The 19403-nt window shown below is 69.0% G+C and carries 17 protein-coding genes and 2 pseudogenes; 6 read left to right on the top strand and 13 right to left on the bottom strand.

Annotated elements, in window-relative coordinates:
• Genes ACNQQL_RS05825 through ACNQQL_RS05815 form a run of 3 tightly spaced genes read left to right on the top strand, consistent with a single transcriptional unit; the run spans position 1 to position 2797 of the window.
• Positions 1–843 (top strand): helical backbone metal receptor, encoded by an 843-nt coding sequence (locus ACNQQL_RS05825; RefSeq protein ID WP_347063522.1) that lies wholly within the window; start codon positions 1–3, stop codon positions 841–843.
• Positions 844–858: 15 nt separating this feature from the next.
• Positions 859–1947 (top strand): iron ABC transporter permease, encoded by a 1089-nt coding sequence (locus tag ACNQQL_RS05820; protein WP_347063521.1) that lies wholly within the window; start codon positions 859–861, stop codon positions 1945–1947.
• Positions 1948–1966: 19 nt separating this feature from the next.
• Positions 1967–2797 (top strand): heme ABC transporter ATP-binding protein, encoded by an 831-nt coding sequence (locus ACNQQL_RS05815; protein WP_347063520.1) that lies wholly within the window; start codon positions 1967–1969, stop codon positions 2795–2797.
• A gap of 130 nt (positions 2798–2927) precedes the next feature.
• Here the strand turns inward: ACNQQL_RS05815 and ACNQQL_RS05810 are convergent, their stop codons facing one another.
• A complete protein-coding gene (locus ACNQQL_RS05810) occupies positions 2928–3539 on the bottom strand; it encodes a trimeric intracellular cation channel family protein (protein WP_347063519.1) in 612 nt (203 codons plus the stop codon).
• 8 nt (positions 3540–3547) lie between these two features.
• Positions 3548–5665: a PBP1A family penicillin-binding protein gene (locus tag ACNQQL_RS05805; RefSeq protein ID WP_347063518.1), complete on the bottom strand. Its 2118-nt coding sequence runs from the start codon at positions 5663–5665 to the stop codon at positions 3548–3550.
• 238 nt (positions 5666–5903) lie between these two features.
• Here ACNQQL_RS05805 and ACNQQL_RS05800 point away from each other — a divergent pair, with 238 nt between their 5' ends.
• Positions 5904–6695, top strand: a complete 792-nt coding sequence (locus tag ACNQQL_RS05800; RefSeq protein WP_347063517.1) for an aminoglycoside phosphotransferase family protein — start codon at positions 5904–5906, stop codon at positions 6693–6695.
• Between the two features lie 86 nt (positions 6696–6781).
• Here ACNQQL_RS05800 and ACNQQL_RS05795 read toward each other — a convergent pair.
• The 5 genes and pseudogenes from ACNQQL_RS05795 to ACNQQL_RS05775 form a co-directional block, all read right to left on the bottom strand.
• Positions 6782–7619: pseudogene (locus ACNQQL_RS05795) on the bottom strand (bifunctional allantoicase/(S)-ureidoglycine aminohydrolase).
• Positions 7620–8497: 878 nt separating this feature from the next.
• Positions 8498–8953, bottom strand: coding sequence for a hypothetical protein (locus tag ACNQQL_RS05790; protein ID WP_034181694.1), 456 nt, complete (start codon positions 8951–8953; stop codon positions 8498–8500).
• Positions 8954–9329: 376 nt separating this feature from the next.
• Entirely contained in the window at positions 9330–9989 is a 660-nt protein-coding gene (locus ACNQQL_RS05785; RefSeq protein WP_072440181.1) for a methyltransferase family protein, read from the bottom strand.
• A gap of 150 nt (positions 9990–10139) precedes the next feature.
• A complete protein-coding gene (locus ACNQQL_RS05780) occupies positions 10140–10304 on the bottom strand; it encodes a hypothetical protein (RefSeq protein ID WP_162836114.1) in 165 nt (54 codons plus the stop codon).
• Between the two features lie 258 nt (positions 10305–10562).
• Entirely contained in the window at positions 10563–10982 is a 420-nt protein-coding gene (locus ACNQQL_RS05775; RefSeq protein ID WP_072440179.1) for an HIT family protein, read from the bottom strand.
• 285 nt (positions 10983–11267) lie between these two features.
• On the opposite strand from ACNQQL_RS05775, the gene ACNQQL_RS05770 reads away from it, so the two are divergent.
• Complete coding sequence (locus ACNQQL_RS05770; protein ID WP_347063516.1) at positions 11268–12446, top strand: hypothetical protein; 1179 nt, start codon at positions 11268–11270, stop codon at positions 12444–12446.
• Positions 12447–12637: 191 nt separating this feature from the next.
• Complete coding sequence (locus tag ACNQQL_RS05765; RefSeq protein ID WP_347063515.1) at positions 12638–14038, top strand: serine hydrolase; 1401 nt, start codon at positions 12638–12640, stop codon at positions 14036–14038.
• A 62-nt stretch (positions 14039–14100) separates the two neighbouring features.
• Here the strand turns inward: ACNQQL_RS05765 and ACNQQL_RS05760 are convergent, their stop codons facing one another.
• The 6 genes and pseudogenes from ACNQQL_RS05760 to ACNQQL_RS05735 all read right to left on the bottom strand — a co-directional run bounded on the left by ACNQQL_RS05760 (position 14101) and on the right by ACNQQL_RS05735 (position 19277).
• On the bottom strand, positions 14101–14724 hold the full coding sequence (locus ACNQQL_RS05760) for a glutathione S-transferase (RefSeq protein ID WP_347063514.1): 624 nt from the start codon (positions 14722–14724) through the stop codon (positions 14101–14103).
• 72 nt (positions 14725–14796) lie between these two features.
• Positions 14797–16305 carry a TIGR01777 family oxidoreductase gene (locus ACNQQL_RS05755; protein WP_347063513.1) on the bottom strand — a complete coding sequence of 503 codons (1509 nt, stop codon included), beginning with the start codon at positions 16303–16305 and terminating at the stop codon, positions 14797–14799.
• Positions 16302–16739 (bottom strand): annotated as a pseudogene (locus ACNQQL_RS05750) (DUF393 domain-containing protein); the annotation flags it as partial. The pseudogene ACNQQL_RS05750 and the gene ACNQQL_RS05755, both read right to left, overlap by 4 nt.
• 129 nt (positions 16740–16868) lie before the next feature.
• The gene (locus tag ACNQQL_RS05745) at positions 16869–17339 is read right to left on the bottom strand and encodes a DUF2269 domain-containing protein (protein WP_347063512.1); all 471 of its coding nucleotides are present in this window, start codon (positions 17337–17339) and stop codon (positions 16869–16871) included.
• Positions 17336–18655 carry an SDR family oxidoreductase gene (locus ACNQQL_RS05740; RefSeq protein WP_347063511.1) on the bottom strand — a complete coding sequence of 440 codons (1320 nt, stop codon included), beginning with the start codon at positions 18653–18655 and terminating at the stop codon, positions 17336–17338. The genes ACNQQL_RS05745 and ACNQQL_RS05740 overlap by 4 nt, the downstream gene beginning before the upstream one ends.
• Positions 18656–18743: 88 nt before the next feature.
• Complete coding sequence (locus ACNQQL_RS05735) at positions 18744–19277, bottom strand: GbsR/MarR family transcriptional regulator (protein WP_047902276.1); 534 nt, start codon at positions 19275–19277, stop codon at positions 18744–18746.
• Positions 19278–19403: the final 126 nt, after the last annotated feature.

The following is a 19403-nucleotide window of genomic DNA, read 5'->3' as shown; positions in this document are numbered from 1 at the left end:
CTGCCGGGCCGCGTGCTCGCGCAAGCCGCGCAGGCCGCACCGAAGCGCGTGGTCGTGATCGGCGGCGCGCTCGCGGAAACCGCGTTCGCGCTCGGCGGTGCCGAGACGCCGCGCTACCGGCTCGTCGGCGCCGACACGACCTGCACGTACCCCGACGCCGCGAAGCGCCTGCCGAAGGTCGGCTACCAGCGCGCGCTGTCGGCCGAGGGGCTGCTGTCGCTGCGGCCCGATCTCGTGCTCGCGTCGGCCGAAGCCGGCCCGCCCACCGCGATTGCGCAGGTGAAAAACGCCGGCGTCGCGGTGACGACGTTCGACGAACGCCACGACGTCGAGTCGGTGCGCGCAAAGATCACCGGCGTCGCGCAGGCGCTCGACGTGCGCAATGCGGGCGCCGCGCTGCTGCAGCGCTTCGATCGCGACTGGCAGGCCTCGCGCGACGCGGTCGCCGTACGCGCACCCGGCGGCGCGCAGCCGCCGCGCGTGCTGTTCGTGCTGAACCATACCGGCAACCAGGCACTCGTCGCCGGCCAGCGCACGGCGGCCGACGCGATGATCCGCTACGCGGGTGCGCGCAACGCGATGCAGGGCTTCGATCACTACAAGCCGCTGACGACCGAGGCACTCGCGGCCGCCGCACCCGACGTCGTGCTGATCTCCGACGAAGGGCTCGCGGCCGTCGGCGGCCGCACCGCGCTGCTCGCCACGCCCGGCTTCGGCGCGACACCGGCCGGCCGCGCGCAGCGCGTCGTGTCGCTCGATGCGCTGTTCCTGCTCGGGTTCGGCCCGCGCCTGCCGCTCGCCGTCACGACCCTGCACCGACGCCTGTCGGATGCGTTCGCCTGATTCCGGACCGCCCCGATGCCCGCTCACGCTTCGCCTTTCCCTGCACCGTCGCCCGCCTCGCACTCCGGCGCCGCGCGCATCGGCACGTCGCGCCGCTTTGCACCGTTCGCGCTGGCCGCGCTCGCGTGCCTCGTGTGCGCGATGTCCGTCGTCGCGCTGTGCGTCGGCGCGTACCGCATTCCGCTCGCGCAAGCATGGGCCGCGCTGAGCGGCGATGCAGCCGCTCAGCAGGCCCGCGCGGTGCTGCTCGACATCCGTGCGCCGCGTGTCGCGCTCGCGCTCCTGGTCGGCGGCGGCTTCGGCGCGACCGGCGCCGCGATGCAGGCGCTGTTCCGCAATCCGCTCGCGGATCCGGGGCTCGTCGGCGTGTCGAGCGGCGCCGCACTCGGCGCGACGACGACGATCGTGCTCGGCCCCGCCCTATTTGCCGCGCACGTGAGCGCGGCCGCATTGCCCGTCGCGGCCTTCGCGGGCGCGCTCGCGGTCGCGGCGCTCGTCTACCGGCTCGCCGCATCGCGCGGCCGGCTCGCGCTGCCGCTGTTGCTGCTCGCCGGCATCGCGATCAACGCGCTGGTCGGCGCGGCGATCGGGTTGCTGACATTCGTCGCCGACGACGCGCAGCTGCGCTCTCTGACGTTCTGGAGTCTCGGCAGTCTGGGCGGCGCGCAATGGTCCGCGCTGGCGGCCGTCGCGCCGTGCGTCGCGATCGGCTGCGTGCTGCTCGCGCGCGAACGCGATGCGCTGAACGCGCTGCAGCTCGGCGAAACCGAGGCGCTGCATCTCGGCGTGCCGGTGCAGCGGCTGAAGCGGCGCGTGCTCGTCGCGGTCGCGCTCGCGGTCGGCGCGCTCGTGTCGTGCGCGGGCATCATCGGCTTCATCGGGCTCGTCGCGCCGCATTGCGTGCGGCTCGCGTGCGGCCCCGACCAGCGCATCGTTCTGCCCGGCGCCGCGCTGCTCGGCGCGTTGCTGACGCTCGCCGCCGATCTCGCCGCGCGCACGGTCGCCGCGCCCGCCGAAATCCCGCTCGGCGTGCTGACCGCGCTGCTCGGCGCACCGTTCTTCCTCGCGCTGCTGTGGAAAAGCCGCGGCGCGCTCGGCGGGTAACCCTTCCGTCACGACGACCATGCTGACCGCCCACCATCTCGACGTCGCCCGCCGACACACCGCCATCCTTCGCGACCTGTCGCTGTCGATCGAGCCCGGCCGCGTGACCGCGCTGCTCGGCCGCAACGGCGCAGGCAAGAGCACGCTGCTGAAGACCTTCGCCGGCGAACTGACCGGCAGCGTCGCGCCGAACGGCGTGCGCGTGACAGGCGACATCACGCTGAACGGCGAACCGCTCGCGCGCATCGACGCGCCAAGGCTCGCGTGCCTGCGCGCGGTGCTGCCGCAGGCCGCGCAGCCGGCCTTCCCGTTCAGCGTCGACGAAATCGTGCTGCTCGGCCGTTATCCGCATGCGCGGCGCAGCGGTGCGCGGCACGTGATCGCGCACCGCGATCGCGACATCGCGTGGCGCGCGCTCGAACGCGCGGGTGCCGACGCACTCGTCGGCCGCGATGTCACGACGCTGTCGGGTGGTGAACTCGCACGCGTCCAGTTCGCGCGTGTGCTCGCGCAGCTATGGCCGGACGACGACGGTATGGAGGGCGGCCCGCGCTACCTGCTGCTCGACGAGCCGACCGCCGCGCTCGATCTCGCACATCAGCACCGGCTGCTCGATACCGTGCGCGCGGTCGCACGCGAATGGCGGCTCGGCGTGCTTGCTATCGTGCACGACCCAAACCTCGCCGCACGGCACGCAGATACGATCGCGATGCTCGCCGACGGCACGATCGTCGCGCACGGCGCGCCGCGCGATGTGATGACGCCCGCGCATATCGCGCAATGCTACCGATTCGCGGTGAAGATGGTGGAAACTGGCGACGGTACGCCGCCGGTGATGGTGCCTGCGTAGCGTAGGCGCTCACCGCATGACCGTCGTGTTGCTCGATGTCCTGCCCTGCCTTCAACAGCGACTTTCACCTGACATCATTCGTGCATCGCCGTCAGGAGATCTAGACTGAACTTCGGCGCGCGGGCCGCGCTCAATGCTCGACGTCCGCCGCGCCGAAGGTCCGCATCTTCCACCCGAGCAGCACCGCAAGCATCCGCATCGAGAATCCGGCCGCCAGCGCGATCACCGTCGCAAAGCCCGCATCGATGCCGAGATGCTGGATCCCGACATACAGCGTGCCCGTAACGAACGCGACGCTCGCGTACAACTCCTCGCGCAGGATCAGCGGCATCTCGTTGCACAGCAGGTCGCGCAGCATCCCGCCGCACACGCCCGTGATCGCGCCGGCCAGCACGACGATGATCGGCGCCGTGCCCGTCGACGCGCCGATGTCGCAGCCGATGATCGTGAACGCCGCGAGGCCGATCGCGTCGACGGTGACGAACAGCGTCTTCATCCGCGCGACATGCCGTGCGGCCCACGATGCGACGGTCGCCGCGACGAGCGTGATCACGAGGTATTCGGGATGCGCGATCCAGCCGAGCGGATAGTGGCCGAGCAGCACGTCGCGCACGGTGCCGCCGCCGAGCGCCGTCACCGCGCCGACGAGCGCGAGCCCGAAGCGGTCCATCCCGCGCCGCATGCCCATCAGCGCCCCCGACATCGCTTCCGCGACGATCGCAATCAGATAGAGCGTATGCATCGCGCGCGTCAGTCGTCGGTCCGGAACAGGTCGAGCACGCGTTCGCGCTCGGCCGCATCGACCGCTGCGGGCATCGGCTCGTCGGGCTTGCCGCGGTCGGCCGGCGCGTCCGACGCGTCCTGCACCGCCGCGCCGCCGCAGGCGAAGCGGCTGCGGATGTACGGCGGCACATCGGCCGTGCACGTGCCGCGCGTGTATTCGGCGTAGACGAAGTCGCCGTCGACGAGCGCGACGTCCTGCGGCGGCGAAGCATCGACGGGCGTGCGCCCGTCGACGGCCGTCTTCATGTAGTCGAGCCAGACCGGCAGCGCCAGCGTCGCGCCGGTCGTGCGCCCCATCGGACGCGGCGTGTCGTAGCCGAGCCACGCGACCGCGACGATGCCCGACGAATAGCCGGCGAACCATACGTCCTTCGATCCGTTCGACGTGCCCGTCTTGCCGGCCGCGTCGTCGCGGCGCAGCGCGAGCGCGCCGCGCGCGGTGCCGGAGCGCACGACGTCGCGCAGCATGCTGTCCATCACGAACGCGTTGCGTGCCGACACGACGCGCTCGCCTGCCGGCACGGTCGCCTCGTACATCGCGCCGCCGTGACGCTGCTTCACCGACAGGATCAGGCGCGGTTCCATCCGCGTGCCGCCGTTCGCGAACACGCCGTATGCGCTCGCGAGTTCGAGCGGCGTCACGGCGCCCGCGCCGAGCGCGAGGGGCAGCGACGCCGGATTGCGCTGCGCGTCGAAGCCGAAGTGCACCGCGTGCTGCTGTACGTAACGTGCATCGGTGGCCTGCATCAGACTGACCGCGACCAGGTTCTTCGAGCGCACGAGCCCGCGCCGCACCGGGATGAAGCCCTCGTAGCGGTTGCCGAAATTGCGCGGACGCCACGGTCGCGCGCCGGTTTCCTCATGCGTGAGCGTGCGCTGCGTATCGTCGACGAGCACGCCGGGGAAATAGCCTTTCTCCAGCGCCGCCGAATAGACGAACGGCTTGAAGCTCGAACCCGGCTGGCGATACGCCTGCAGCGCATGGTCGAACACGTTGCGATTGAAATCCGCGCCGCCGACGAGCGCGAGCATGTCGCCGGTGGCCGCATCGAGCGACACGAGCGCGCCTTCGAGCCCGTTGCGCGCATCGCGCGTCGCGCGTGGCTGCCGGCTCAGCGTGCGGTCGAGCGCGGCTTCGGCCGCGCGCTGGTCGCGCATCGAGACCGTCGTCGTCACGTCGAGGCCGAGCGTATAGGCATCGTCGTGAAAACGCTCGACCATCATGCGGCGCGCGCGCTCGGCAACGTACGGCGCGGCGACGATCCCGGGCGGCGGCGTGGTCGCCAGCACGATCGGCGCGTCGACGGCCGCGCGGTACGTCGCGTCGTCGAGCTGGCCGAGCGCGTGCATCCGGCCGAGCACATAGTTGCGCCGCGCGGTTGCACGCGCCGGATTGACGACCGGGTTGAACGCTGACGGCGCCTTCGGCAGCCCCGCGAGCACGGCCGCCTCGCCCGCGCTCAGCGCGTCGAGCGGCTTGCCGAAATAAACGTTCGCGGCCGCCGCGAAACCGTACGCGCGCTCGCCCAGGTAGATCTCGTTCATGTACAGCTCGAGCAGCTTGTCCTTGCTGTATTCGCGTTCGAGCTTGGCCGCCATCAGGATCTCGGCGAGCTTGCGGCTCAGCACCTTGTCGCGCGTCAGGTAGAAGTTGCGCGCGACCTGCATCGTGATCGTGCTGCCGCCCTGCCCAGGCTGCCCCGTCACGACGTTCGCGAACGTCGCGCGCACGAGGCCGCCGAAATCGACCGCGCCGTGCTGATAGAACTTCGCGTCCTCGGCCGCGAGCAGCGCCTGCCTCATCAGCGGCGGAATGCGTTCGAGCGGCACGAACTCGCGCCGCTCGACGCCGTATTCGGCCAGCAAGTCGCCGTCGCGCGAGAAAATCCGCAGCGGCAGCGCGGGACGATAGACGGCCAGGTGCTCGACGGACGGCAACTGCATCCAGATGCGCTGGATCGTCCATGCGCCGATGCCCGCGCACGCGAGCGTCAGGCCGAGCAGCGCGCCCGCGAGCGTGCGCCACATGCGTCGGCGGCGCGGCGGCGCGGGTTGCGGCGGAGGGAAAGCGGTGTGGTCGGTCATGTCGGGCTCCTTCTTCGAGGCCGCGACGGCCGGCGCGCGACAGGCGCCTGCCGATCGCAGAAGGCGCGCATTGTCGAAGGGATAGCGCGAAACCGGAACATTCTTTAGCCAAACTTTGGCAGGCTGAATTTTATTTAGGAAAGCGCGCCGGAGCCGTTCGCGCAGCGCATGCCGGCTTGCGGCGCACCGTCGGACAAACCGCGCGGCATGCGGTCCGGTTCGCCTGTACCATCGCGTGATGTTCGATCGATACATCGGCCTGTGGGGCCTCGTTCCCGACGGCGGCCCGATCCTGACCGCGAGCGGCGGCCTGCTGCCCGTTCTCTGGCACGCGCGACCCGCGATGCTGAAGGTCGCCACGTGCGACGAAGAGCGTCGCGGCAATGCGCTGATGACCTGGTGGAACGGGCAAGGCACCGCGCAGGTGTGGCAGCACGACAGCGACGCTATCCTGCTCGAACGCGCGCAGCCGACGCCGTCGCTGGCCGGCTTTTCGGCTTCGGGTCATGACGACGACGCGATGCGCATCGCGTGCGACGTCGTCGCGCGGCTGCATGCGCATCGTGCTGAGCCGCCTGCGGTCGTGCCGCTGCACGACGGGTTCCATGCACTGCTGTCGGATGCCACGGCCAACGACGTGCTGCGCCGATCGGCCGCGACGGCGCGCGCGCTGCTGTCGGCGCAGCCCGTCGATGAAGTCGTCCTGCACGGCGACATCCATCACGGCAACATCCTGCATTTCGGCTCACGCGGCTGGCTCGCGATCGACCCGAAGGGGCTGCGCGGCGATCGCGCGTTCGACTACGCGAACCTGTTCTGCAATCCCGCGCACGACATCGCGGTCGACCCGGTGCGCTTCGAGCAACGCGTCGCGTGCGTGGCCGACGCCGCGCAGCTCGACCGCCGCCGGCTGCTGCAGTGGATTCTCGCGTGGGCGGGCCTGTCGGCCGTATGGCTGATGGAAGACGGCCTGCCGCCCGATACACGGCTGCAGGTCGCGGCGCTGGCCGCGACCGCGCTCGGTCTGTAGCGCGCACGACGCCAGCCGCACCGTCCATGAAAAAAGCCCGCCGGCATGCACCGGCGGGCTTGCATATTCGACTGCTGGCGCGGCGCTTAGCGCGCGGGGTTCAGCGTCAGGTTCATATGGCGGTTCACATCCTTTGTACAGCAGGTAGCGGAAACGGCCAGGGCCGCCCGAATAGCATGCCTGCGGGCAGAACGCGCGCAGCCACATGAAATCGCCCGCTTCCACCTCGACCCAGTCCTGGTTCAGGCGATAGACGGCCTTGCCTTCGAGCACGTACAGGCCGTGCTCCATCACGTGCGTTTCAGCGAACGGAATCACGCCGCCCGGCTCGAACGTCACGATGTTCACGTGCATGTCGTGGCGCATGTCGCTCATGTCGACGAAGCGCGTCGTCACCCACGCGCCGTTGGTGCCCGGCATCGGGATCGGCTCGACGTCCTGCTCGTTGGTCACGAAGGCTTCGGGGAGCGGGATGCCGTCGACGGCCTGGTAATGCTTGCGGACCCAGTGGAAGCGCACCGCGGCATCGCTGACGTTGTGCAGCGTCCAGTCCGCGCCCGGCGGAATGAATGCGTAGCCGCCCGGCTTCAGCACGTGCTTCGAACCCTGCAGGGTCAGCTCGGCTTCGCCTTCGACGACGAACAGCACGGCTTCGGCGTTCTTGTCCTGCTCCGGCTTGTCGCTGCCGCCGCCCGGGTTCACTTCGACGATGTACTGCGAGAAGGTTTCGGCGAAACCCGACAGCGGGCGGGCGATCACCCACAGGCGCGTGTTCGTCCAGAACGGCAGCCAGCTCGTGACGATGTCGCGCATCACCCCCTTCGGGATCACCGCGTACGCCTCGGTGAACATCGCACGATCGGTCAGCAGATCCGTCTGCGGCGGGTGGCCGCCATGCGGCGCGTAATACGTTGTCTTAGACATATGCATCCAGGCAATGGGTTGGTCCGGCCCCGGGCGCAAACGGCATCGGGCGGCACGCATGCGCGTGGGGCACGCATGCGGCGGCGGGACATCGTTGCCGGGGTGGCTTGAAAGCGCATGCGCCTTCGTTTGGTCGGCCAGGCTTCGCGACGGATCCGTCCGGTTGATCGGACGCGGCGACCGATGCCGGTGGGTCCGGCGGCCGAGCCGCGGCGTTCGCGCTCATGCAACGAGGCGAGACGCGGCGGATGGCTCGGTTCGATTCCGTACGCGGGCGTCGTTGACGATAGCGAAGTCGATCGCGATCGACCAATTAAATGTTGCGATGCCATCCATTCGATTTTCCACTACCCGCCGGCGCCTGCGATGCGCGGCGAAGCGGCGTGGCGCGGCGGTCTGCGTATCAGGGAAATCCTGACGGTCGGGGGTGACGCGAACGATCGCCCGGACGTTGGGGATGCGACGCATCCGATCGCGGCAACACGGGTTGGACACGCGGGCCGCGATACATCTGGTTACGCAGATCGAGGATGGTCAATACGCGCGTGGCCGCGAAGCACTCCGCCCCGGTCGCGAACCATCGTCAGGCTGGAACCGGCAGACGTGTCGAACGGAATCTGCGTAATGGCGTTCGCCGATCTTGCGCCGGCGCATTCAGGCGCGGCAGGCTTTGTAGTCGGGAAGCGGGGAAATACGGCGAGGAGAGAAATTGCCGGCCCGTCGGTCGGGCGTATGGCAGCGGCTGATGAAGCCGGAAAGGGTCGCCGGTCTGGCCGGCGATGGCGACCCGGCAGGCCGCCGGGCCGATTCTCGCGTCGGGGGCCGACGCCGTCGGCGCGAAGGTGCGCAGGTCGCGCACCGTGCCGCGCCAGCGGCGATCAGTCCCAGTCGCGGTGGTGATGATGCTTGTGGCGACGATAGCCGCGATCGCCGCGATAACCGCGATCGCCGTAATCGCGTTCGTACGAGCTGCGCGACATGTTGCCGCCGAGCGCCGCGCCCGCGCCGCCGCCGACCGCCGCGCCCAGCAGGCCGCCCGTGCGGCCGCCCATCGCGTTGCCTGCCGCGGTACCTGCGCCGCCGCCGAGTGCGCCGCCGATGATCGCGCCGGTGCGCTCGCGACGGTTCGACGTCACCGCACCACCCGCGCCGCCGCCGATGGCGCCGCCGATTACCGAGCCGGTGCTGCCGCCGACCGCGCCGCCGACCGCTGCGCCGGCAACCCCGCCGAGCGCGCCGCCAAGCGCGTTGTTCAAGTCACCGGCCAATGCCGGCAGTGCAGTCGTGCCGGTCAGCGCGGCGACGACGAGAGCGGGGGCGATTTTCTTCCACATTCCCGTATTCTTCCTTGTTCGCAATCTGGTTATCGAAGGTCCGCTCGGTACGACGATCTGAATCGATCGATGTCGGTTCAGGCATTGTGCCGAACCCCGGACCAATTCATTTCATTGAGCTTGCGGCGAAGAATAGCATCGGTCCCACACCCCTGCCGTGGACATTCTGGTAACAAGTTGTTTGCGAATAACGGACCTCGAATGCGCTCCGCGAAATCGCCCGAAACCCTTGCCGGTATTGGCTTCGGCGGCGGTCCGTCCGTCACGAATGGCAGACCGGCCACGCGCAACGTCGCACGTTCGAGACACACGTGGCAACACATCGGGCACGTGTCGCGAGCGAGCGCCGAAACGACGGTCGGGGTGGGACGAAGGGTCAGTACACGCCGGGCAGCAGCCGCCAGGTCCGCGCGCAATACGCGTCGTATTCGGCGCCGAATTGCGAACGCAGCAGCGCTTCCTCGGAGCGGATGCGCGCGACGAGCGGCACCGTCATCAGCGCGACCAGCAGCACGCCGACGCCCGAGCGGAACGCGAGCGCCCAGCCGACCGAATTGACGAGCAGGCCGAGATAGCTCGGATTGCGGATGCGGCGATAGATGCCGTCGGTCACGAGCGTGTGGCCCGGCTGGATCGCGACGAGCCCGCTGAAGCGCTTGCCGAGCACGAACACGGGCCAGATGCGCAGCGCCCCGCCCGCGATGTACAGCGCGACGCCGAACCATCGCACCGTATCGCCGCCGAGGGTCCAGACATCGAGCCGGTCGGTCAGCGCGGGCAGATACGCGAGCAGGAAGCCGCTCACCGCGAATGCCGCGAGCACCCAGCGGTTGTCGCGGTTCTCGCGCTCGCCGGCGCTCAGGTTGCCTTCGGTGAACATCGCGACGACGGCCATCGCGAGTGTCGCGACGACGATGACGATCAGCGGCGGATGCGAGAAAAAGGCGGCGAACCCGCCGAAACCGAATACGGCGAGCCCGAGATAGACGAGCGTGGATACGCCCGACAGGACAGCGAACTTGCGGGTGACGGACATGGCTGCCTCACAGGATGCTCTTTCCTGTGAAGTATAGGAACCGCGCGCACGATGCGCAGCGTGCCGTCGTCATGCGGCGCGCGAATCCGCGCGAACCTTCCGGCGAAGGGCAGCGAACCGGTGCGGGCAAGGCCCGCGCCGGGTACCCGATCAGCGGATGCGGAAGTTGCCGCCGATCCCGACGCTGACGGGCGGCGCGTAATACGCCGGCGCGTAGCCGTAGTAGGCCGGCGCGGGCGCGTAACCGTACGGCGGCGCGACGTAGCAGCCGGACAGGCCGCCGATCAGGGCAAGCGTGATGAGAAGTCTGGACATGGCTCGATTCCCGGCGCGAAAGACGAATGACACCTCGCGAAGACCATGCCGCCGTAGGCGACGGCGGCCGGCACGAAGAAGCGATCCGCTCTTCCTGTCGCTCGATGAAGTAATGCGCGGAGTCTAGCGCCGGGCTTGCCGAGCCGAGTTTCGCCGGCGGTTACACGTGTTACTTCGCGTGACCGCCGAAACAGGCGATGGCGGCGCGGCAGCCGGCCGGCTCTCGGCAGCCGTGCCGCGTCGCGTGCCGTCGATCCGTTACACAAAACGCGCGCGAATGCGCTGCGCGATCGATTCGAGCGTCGCCGCGTCGGCGATGTCGCGTGCGTGCATCCGCAACTCGGCGCCTTCCCAACGCGGGATCACGTGGAAGTGCACGTGCGGGACCGTCTGGCCCGCCGCCGCGCCATTGAACTGGCCGATGAACACGCCGTCCGGCTCGAGTGCCGCGCGCACGGCTGCCGCGACGCGCTGCGTCATGCGGATGCCGGCCGCGGCCGCGTCGCCGGACAGCTCGAAGATCTGCGCGGCCGGCTCCTTCGGGATCACGAGCACGTGACCGTCGGCCTGCGGCATCAGATCCATGATCGCGAGGGTCGCGTCGTCTTCCGCGACCTTCACGCACGGCAGTTCGCCACGCAGGATTTTTGCGAACGGGTTGTTGTTGTCGTAGGACATGGCGGTTTCCGATAACGGTTGAACAGGGTGAGCATTCGATGCCGAACGATTATCGGCCTTCGGCGCGCGATATTTCAACTTGTCAGGTCGTGTCGACATCGCAGCGAACAATCGATGCCGGCGCGCATGCAACGTGCGCAGCCGGATGGAATAAGCAGCCGTCGCCATCCGTTTATTTCGAGCGGGGGTTCGCGCGGCAAGATCGCGCCCCCGCGCCGGACACCCGTCGGCTGCGCTGGCCGGCAGCCGGGATGACTGCTCGCGTTCATCAACCGGAGTCATGCCATGGACCCTCTCCCCACCTGTCGTTCCCCCGCCCCGCCCGTCTTCGCCGCGCACCCGCCGGCATACGCGCGCGCCTCGCACGCGCTGGCGCGCACGTTATGCCGCGCGGCTTGCGCCGCCGGGCTGGCCGCCTTGTCGTCGACTTTCGCGTGGGCCGGCAGCAACGACATCATCCTGCCGCCTTCGTCGGTCACCGCATCGACCGTGCCGGCCAACGGCGATCTCAATCCGTACGGCATCGCGTTCGTGCCGCGCGGCGTGCCGACCTGGAGCACGCTGAAACCGGGCGACGTCGTCGTGTCCAACTTCAACGCGGCGTCGAACCTGCAAGGCACCGGCACGACGATCGTGAAGCTGTCGCCCGGCAATACGCCCGCGACGTTCTTCCAGGGCCGAAATCTCGGCCTGACGACCGCGCTCGCGGTGCTGCGCAGCGGCTTCGTGCTGGCCGGCAACGTGCCGGCGCCGGACGGCAAGACCGTGGTCGCGCCGGGCTCGCTGCTCGTCATCAACCCTCAAGGCAATCTCGTCACGCAACTGGTCAGCGCCACACTGCTCGACGGGCCGTGGGACATGACCGTGATCGATCGCGGCCAGCGCGTGACCGCGTTCGTGTCGAACGTGCTGAACGGGACGGTCGCGCGGATCGAACTGGCGATCGGCAACGACGGCGTCACGATGCTGCCGAGTTCGCGCATCATCGCGTCGGGCTACGTGAACCGGACCGATCCCAACGCACTCGTCGTCGGCCCGACCGGCCTAGCATACGACCCGAACGTCGACGTCCTGTATGTCGCTTCCACCGGCGACAACGCGGTGTTCGCGATCCAGAACGCCGCGTCGACGAACCGCAACGGCGGCGTCGGCCGGATGATCTACTTCGACACGAAGCACCTGCACGGCCCGCTCGCGCTGGCGCTCGCGCCGAACGGCCATCTCGTGACCGCGAACGGCGACGCGGTCAATCCGGACCCGCTGCAACCGAGCGAGATCGTCGAATTCACGGTGGACGGGCGCTTTGTCGCGCAGATGCAGGTCGATACCGCGCCGGGCTCGGCATTCGGCCTTGCGTTCGGGCATGGCAGCAAAGGCCAGTTGCAATTCGCGGCCGTCGACGACAACACGAATACCGCGACGGTCTGGACACTGCGTCAGGACAACGACAACAACGCGCAATGACGCACCACGTGGACGGGCCCCATGCGGCCCGTCCACATGCGCGATCGACACATACGATTCACACACGGCGGGCAACCTCCGCCCGACCGACGCCACCCGGCGTCGCAAGCACCCGCGATTGCCAGCGCTTGCCCGAACCTGCGACACTGCCGGTTCATCGCCCGCCTGCAGACAACCGAGGACGCTCGCGCATGACGACACCCATCAAGACGTTGATCCGACGGGGCGCCGCCCTCGTGCTGCTGGCCGCGCTCGGCTATGCCGGATACATGCTGTCGCGGCTTGCGCCGATCGCGACCGGCTATGCCGCCAAGGCGCTGTGCTCAGGCGTGTTCGTGTCGGGCCGCCCGGCCGCGTCCGTGATCGACGTCGACATCATGGCCGGCGTGCATCCGCTGCTGAAACTGGTGCGTCCGTCGCTCGATCCCGACCATCATCGGGCGATGGCGACCTTCGCCGGCTTCGCCGGGCGCGAAGCCGACTTCCGGCCCGGGCTCGGCTGCACGCTCGCGCTCGGGCCGTCGTCTGCCACATTGCCGGCCGCGTTGCCCCTTCCCTCCGACCCGCCGCCCGCGCCGCCCGCACCCGCCGCGCCGCCCGCCGGCATCGACGCACACAGGCTGCAGACAGCGCTCGACCGCGCATTCGACGAACCCGATCCGGCTCGGCCGCGGCGCACGCGCGCGGTCGTCGTGATGTGGCGCGGCCAGGTAATCGCCGAACGTTACGCGCCCGGCTTCACGGCCGACACGCCGCTGCCCGGCTGGTCGATGACGAAGACAGTGACGGCCGCACTGGTCGGCATGCTCGTCGCGCAGCACAAGCTGTCGCTCGACGCGTCGGCGCTGCTGCCCGAATGGCGCGGCAGCGGCGACCCGCGCGCGGCCGTCACGCTCGACGAGCTGCTACGGATGACGAGCGGCCTGCAATTCAACGAGGACTACGACGACCCGCTGTCCGACGTCGCCGTGATGCTGTTCACGCAGCCCGATACCGCGCGGTTCGCATCGGCGAAGCCGCTCGCCGCGACACCCGGCACGCAGTGGTACTACTCGAGCGGCACGAGCGCGATCATCGCGCGCGTGATGCGCGAAGCGATGGGCGGCAGCGACGACGACTACCTCGCGTTTCCGCGCCGCGCGCTGTTCGCGCCGCTCGGGATGCGCAGCGCGGTGTTCGAGCCCGATGCGTCCGGCACGCTCGGCAGTTCGTCGTACATGTATGCGAGCGCGCGCGACTGGGCGCGCTTCGGACAGCTTCTGCTGCAGGACGGCGAGTGGAACGGGCAGCGGCTGCTGCCGGCGGGCTGGGTGCGCTACCTGACGCGCGCGACGCCGCAGTCGCCGCGCCAGGAATTCGGCGCGCATCTGTGGGTCAAGGTGCCGGAGCCGTTCAACGAGCGCGATCCACATGCGAGCGCGATGCCGGCCGACGCGTTTCATGCGGTCGGCCATGAAGGCCAGTTCGTGAGCGTGGTGCCGAGCCGTCAGCTGGTGGTCGTGCGGCTCGGGCTGTCGCGGCCGGAATCCGCATGGAATCACGACGCGTTTCTCGCGCGCGTGCTCGACGCGGTGCCGGCGCCCGGCGCGTGACGACAGGCCGGCGAGCCCGCTGGTCCATGCATGCCACCGCGCCGCGCGCTACCGGCGATGCGTCACGGATTCGCGCTGCCGGCGTAGGCCTTGAAGCCTTCGCGCGTCGCAAGACGCTCGATATAGCGCGACACCGCCGGGAAATCCGGATGCTCGAACGGCGTGCCGAACCAGCGGTTCACCGACAGGCCGATCGGAATGTCCGCGAGCGTGAAGGTGCCGCCTGCCACGAACGCGCCGGTCGATTCGAGCTGCGCGTTCAGCACGCGCATGTGCTTCGTCCAGCCCGCGATCGACTGCGCGATGGCGTCCGGATCCTGATGATCAGGCGATTTCCGCACGAGGCCGAGGAACGCGCCCACCCACGAGCGGTTCAGGTCCGCGCCCTGCCAGTCGATCCATTGATCGACCCGCGCGCGCGCCTGCGGCTCGGCCGGATAGAGCGCGTCGCCGCCATAGCGGTTCGCGAGGTAGCGGATGATCGTGTTCGATTCCCAGAGCACGAAATCGTCGTCCTTGATGACGGGCACGAGCGCGTTCGGATTCAGCGCGAGATAGGCCGGATCGTTGGTCGTGCGAAAACCAGCGCCCCAGTCTTCCTGTTCGAACGGCAGGTTCAACTCGGTGCACAGCCACAGCACCTTGCGGACGTTGATGGACGGGATCTTGCCGAGGATGTGCAGCATGCAGTCTCCTTGTGAGGTCGGATGCGGAGCGTTCGGGACGCACGACGCGTCCCGGGCGCGGTCACGTCGAATTTATACACGACGTTGCGGGAAACAACAGGCCGGGCGCGCGAAATCGGCGTGCGGCCGGTTCGTCAGGTCGCGCAGCGCGTGCTCCGCCGTCGGGAACCGGAACATGAACCCGTCCTGATGCAGCCGCGCCGGTATCACCCGCTGCCCGTCCAGCAGCAGCTCGGCCATCTCGCCCATCGCGCGGCGCAGCGGCGCGGCCGGCACGTGCAGCCATGCAGGGCGGCGCAGCACCTTCGTCACGACCTGCACGAACTCGCGCTGGGTCATTGCACCGGGCGCCACCGCGTTGTAGACGCCGTGCATGCCCGCGTTCGACATCGCGCGCGCGATGATCCGCAGCACGTCGTCCCGGTGAATCCAGCTCATGACCTGCGCGCCGTCGCCGAATCGTCCGCCCATCCCGAAGTAATGCGGCAACAGCATCGGGCGCAACGCGCCGCCGGGGCCGAACACGACGCCCAGCCGCAGCACTACCGCGCGCACCCCATGGCGCTCGAGCGGCTGCGCGGACAGCTCCCACTGCCGGCACAGCTCGGACATGAAGCCGGTGCCGGCGCTGCTGCCCTCGTCGAGCCGTTCGTGGGCCGGCCGCACGCCGTAGTAGCCGATCGCGGATGCCTGGATCCACGTGCGCGGCCTGACCTCGGCGGTCTCGACCCAACGCATCAGCGACTGCGTGACGCCGACGCGGCTGGCGAGCAGCAGCGCCTGCCGGCGCTTGCTCCAGCGCGCGCCCAGCACCGGCGCCCCCGCGAGATTGATCACCGTGTCGAAGCGCTCGTGCGGCTGCAACTGTTCGACGGACGTCACGCTGCGCACGCGGCCCCGGAACTGATAGGCCGCGCGCAGCGGATCGCGCGCCAGCAACGTGACCGTATGCCCGGCATCGAGCAGTTGGTTCACGAGGGTTTCGCCGATAAAACCCGTGCCGCCGGTGACGAGCATGTTGCCGGCCGGCTGCCCCGCGAACGGATTGGCGACCGGGGCGTGTCGCGCGATCCGGCACGCGGCAATCCCGTCGCGGATACCCGATACCGTCACGCCGACGGCGAACAGGCTGAGCAGCCAGCCGCGCCAGCCGCGCCAGCCGACGTCGATCGCGTGCAGCGCGGTCGGTTCGTGCGCCCAGACGGCCAGTTGCATCGCGAGCATCCCGAACAGCGCGCCACCGTTGACGGCCAGCAGCGTGTGCAGCACGCGCTCGGTCGCCGGCAGCTTGCGGCTTTGGTCCTCGACGACAAAATCCCACAACGTCAGCACCACTTCGACGAGCACCACCGCCGCGATCGCCGCGACCCAGGCGCCGTGAAACGCAACGTTCGCGATCGATGCGAACACGAGGCCGTAGAGCACGGAACGCACCGCATGAATCGCCAGCTCGAGCCGCGCGCGCGGGCTGTGCGGCAGGTCCTGCGTGAGTTCGTGGTGATAAAGCGTATCGAATGCGCCCATCGCGCCCTGCACGATCAGCAGGTTGAGCGCCCAGTCGAAGGCAGGCACGGTGTTCATACGGTATCCCTCGTCAACAGCCAGACAAGCGGCGGAACCATCGCGACGAGTGCGGTCGCGTCGATCGCCACGTGGCCCCATACACGGGCCTGCAATGAAAACAGCACGTCCTGCGGCGCCCAGACCAACAGGCCGGCCAGCAGCCATCCCCACACTTCCCGCCTGCGCAACCGGTTGCCGAGGTGAACGAGCGCGAGCATCCAGACCGACGCACACTGCACCGTCGCGGCGATCATCGACATCCACCATATCTGCTGGGCACGCGCCGGTTCGGGTGCCGTTGCCGCCCAGAAATGCAGCTCGATGCCGCGGTGATACGCATCGGCGAACGGTGCACCGGCGAGCCACGGAACGGCCACGCCGACGAGCAGGTGGACGATCGCCGCGGCATACATCCAGCGCACGACGATGCGGCGCGCGTTGTCGGGCGAAGGCCAGGGTGTCACGCGTTCCGCAGCGTTGTCGATGGTCGGCGCCACTTCATTGATATTCATGCTCTGCACTCCTTCCTTTACCGAAAGCATCGTGAATCGTTCGGTCGACTGTTTTCGGACACGACGCGCTTACGCCGGCTTGAGCACCATCAGGAAGTAGACGGACAGCATCGCGCAGAACGCCGGATAGCCGAGCAACTCCCAGCGCTTCGCATAGCGCCAGTAGCGTTCCGGCAATGCGGCGTCGCCGTTCACGTGAGCGAGCTTCGCCATCGCGGCAAGTTCGACCTGCAGCCACACGACCGGCAGCCAGCACGCGCCGGCGATCGCGTACAGCACGATCGACGCGACGAGCCACGGCGTATGCCACGGCCAGCCGGCCGTATGCGCGAGCCACAGCCCGGACGCCGGCTGGAAGATCACGGCTGGCGTCGTGAACCACCAGTCCGCGCGCACCACGAGCCGCGACACGGCCGCGATCGCGGGCACCGAGCGCGTGCGGTTCGCGAAGAACAGATAAAACGCGGTGCCGAACCCCGTGCCGACCAGCAGCACCGAGGACAGGATATGCAGCGCCTTGACGACGAGATAGGTATTCATGCGTGTTCTTCTTCTGAAAACAGGATCAACAGGATCGCGAGGATCGGCACGTTCTTGAGCACGGGGCCGAACGGTTCGGCCAGCAGGCCGGGCATCGTGACCGCGATGACGGCCGAATACGCGACGATCAGCGCGGCTTGCGCGGCCCACAGGCGGCGCGACGGCGCGGCGACGGTCGCGATGCCGAACGCGAAGTCCAGCGCACTTGCCGCATAGAGCGCGACCAGCGCTGGCAGCCCCGTCAGGTGCGCATGCGCGAGCAGCGCGAGGCTCGCGTGCAGCGGATGGACGAACGCACTTACGATCGCCGTCCAGATCCACACGATCGCGAGCGCGCCCAGCAGCAACGGGCGCCGCCACATCGCGAGCGCGTCGCGACGCAGCGCGGCCGCGTCCGCGCCGACGAAACCGCCGATGCCGCGCGGCGGCCGGCCGAGCACGGCCGCGGCGGCCGCCGGATCGCCGGTGTTTCCGCCGCGCAGCATCGTCCACGTGTCGCGCGTCAACATCGCGCCCGGCAGCAAGCCGAGCAGCGCAGCCGCTGCGCCGACCAGCGGGCCCGGCAGCGTCACGCCGGCGGCCGGCGGAAACCCCAGCGCGGCGCGGTAGCGGGCAAGCATCTCGCGGTATTCGACTTCGTCGTTGCCGACCACGTCGATCACTTGGTTGCCGGCCGCCGGCGAATCGAACGACTGCGCGACCAGCCGCGCGACGAGTTCGGCGAGATCGTCTACATGCACGGGGCGCAGCCGCTGATGGCCGCCCGCCGGCAATACATGCACGGGCAGGCTCGCGAGCATCCGGAAAAACCGAGCCGACGTGCCGGCCGCGCCATAGACCAGCGCGGGACGCACGATCCGGGAGTCGATCGGCAGCGTCTGCAGGAAGCGATCGGCTGCGTGCTTGCTCGCGAAGTACCGCGTATCGCCGCGCTCGACACCGAGCGCCGAGATCTGGATCACGCGCCGCACGCGCGCACGGCAGCACGCGGTGAAAAGCGCGCATGGCGCGGCGCGATGCACGGCGTCGAGCGTCGCGCCGCGCCGGTCGGCGAGGATGCCGACCGCATTGATCACCACGTCGACGCCCTCCAGCCGCGCCAGCCACGCGTCGGGATCGACGTCCTTCGCGAAGTCGATCCCGACGTCGCGCGGGCCGGCCGCATCACGCACGCCGCGCAGCACGCGATGGCCGCCGGCTTCGAGCTGCGCGCACAGTGCCCGCCCGATGAAGCCGTTCGCGCCGCAAACGAGGACAGTCATGCTGCGTTCCCCGGTGCGGCCGCTCTGGCCGGTCGACGGCAAGACTGCGTTCATTTCCACCCTCTCTTTACAGTTATTTCTGTACAGACAGAAATAACAACCCCGAAAAAAGCGGGCTGCCTGCCCGCACTTCCGCTACCGCTTACTTCGACGACTTGCGCCTGACCGTCTGGCTGATCTTCGCGCCGATGCCGAGCGCCTTCATCAGCGTATCGGGCTTGAGCCGCAGCATCTCGTCCGACCAGGTCGTGAGCGTCTCGACGAACTGCAGCGTGTCGCGGATGCGCTGTTCGGTCTCGCGGCTCTCGTTGGCGATCTCCGGGCTCGTCAGGCAATCGCGCAGCACCGTGAGCGTCGGCTCGATCTCGCGCTGCCGCCGCCCTTCGACGATCAGCTTGAACAGTTCCCAGATGTCGGTCGACGTCTCGAAATGGTCGCGGCGGTCGCCCAGCACATGCACGACCTTCGCGAGCCGCCACGCCTGCAGCTCCTTCAGGCTCGTGCTGACGTTGGAGCGCGCGACGTTGAGCGTCTCGGCGATCTCGTCGGCCGCGACCGGCCGGCCGGCCAGGTAGAGCAGCGCGTGGATCTGCGAGACGGTTCGGTTGACGCCCCACCGCGAGCCCATTTCGCCCCAGTGGAGAATGAATCGTTCGGCAATCGGTGTGAGTTCCATGTCGGGAAATTTATTCATTTCAGTTATTTCTGTCAAGAGAGAAATAACCGGACGATCCGGCACCTTCCGGCCGCGCCCGCCCGCGATCGGCCGCTTCCTTTACAATGCGCGGGATTTTTCCGATTT

This window comes from Burkholderia sp. LFS061 (assembly GCF_047978125.1).
GTDB classification, from domain to species: domain Bacteria; phylum Pseudomonadota; class Gammaproteobacteria; order Burkholderiales; family Burkholderiaceae; genus Burkholderia; species Burkholderia pyrrocinia_C.
The sequence above is the reverse complement of the archived record's forward strand: the minus strand, read 5'-3'. Positions and strand labels throughout refer to the sequence as shown.

Coding starts and splice junctions, on each gene's coding strand:
- ACNQQL_RS05740 (WP_347063511.1), bottom strand. CDS start 18,655: ATGAACGCAGTCTTGCCGTCGACCGGCCAGAGCGGCCGCACCGGGGAA.
- ACNQQL_RS05820 (WP_347063521.1), top strand. CDS start 859: ATGCCCGCTCACGCTTCGCCTTTCCCTGCACCGTCGCCCGCCTCGCAC.
- ACNQQL_RS05780 (WP_162836114.1), bottom strand. CDS start 10,304: ATGTCCAGACTTCTCATCACGCTTGCCCTGATCGGCGGCCTGTCCGGC.
- ACNQQL_RS05765 (WP_347063515.1), top strand. CDS start 12,638: ATGACGACACCCATCAAGACGTTGATCCGACGGGGCGCCGCCCTCGTG.
- ACNQQL_RS05760 (WP_347063514.1), bottom strand. CDS start 14,724: ATGCTGCACATCCTCGGCAAGATCCCGTCCATCAACGTCCGCAAGGTG.
- ACNQQL_RS05745 (WP_347063512.1), bottom strand. CDS start 17,339: ATGAATACCTATCTCGTCGTCAAGGCGCTGCATATCCTGTCCTCGGTG.
- ACNQQL_RS05810 (WP_347063519.1), bottom strand. CDS start 3,539: ATGCATACGCTCTATCTGATTGCGATCGTCGCGGAAGCGATGTCGGGG.
- ACNQQL_RS05775 (WP_072440179.1), bottom strand. CDS start 10,982: ATGTCCTACGACAACAACAACCCGTTCGCAAAAATCCTGCGTGGCGAA.
- ACNQQL_RS05790 (WP_034181694.1), bottom strand. CDS start 8,953: ATGTGGAAGAAAATCGCCCCCGCTCTCGTCGTCGCCGCGCTGACCGGC.
- ACNQQL_RS05815 (WP_347063520.1), top strand. CDS start 1,967: ATGCTGACCGCCCACCATCTCGACGTCGCCCGCCGACACACCGCCATC.
- ACNQQL_RS05785 (WP_072440181.1), bottom strand. CDS start 9,989: ATGTCCGTCACCCGCAAGTTCGCTGTCCTGTCGGGCGTATCCACGCTC.
- ACNQQL_RS05755 (WP_347063513.1), bottom strand. CDS start 16,305: ATGAACACCGTGCCTGCCTTCGACTGGGCGCTCAACCTGCTGATCGTG.
- ACNQQL_RS05805 (WP_347063518.1), bottom strand. CDS start 5,665: ATGACCGACCACACCGCTTTCCCTCCGCCGCAACCCGCGCCGCCGCGC.
- ACNQQL_RS05800 (WP_347063517.1), top strand. CDS start 5,904: ATGTTCGATCGATACATCGGCCTGTGGGGCCTCGTTCCCGACGGCGGC.
- ACNQQL_RS05770 (WP_347063516.1), top strand. CDS start 11,268: ATGGACCCTCTCCCCACCTGTCGTTCCCCCGCCCCGCCCGTCTTCGCC.
- ACNQQL_RS05735 (WP_047902276.1), bottom strand. CDS start 19,277: ATGGAACTCACACCGATTGCCGAACGATTCATTCTCCACTGGGGCGAA.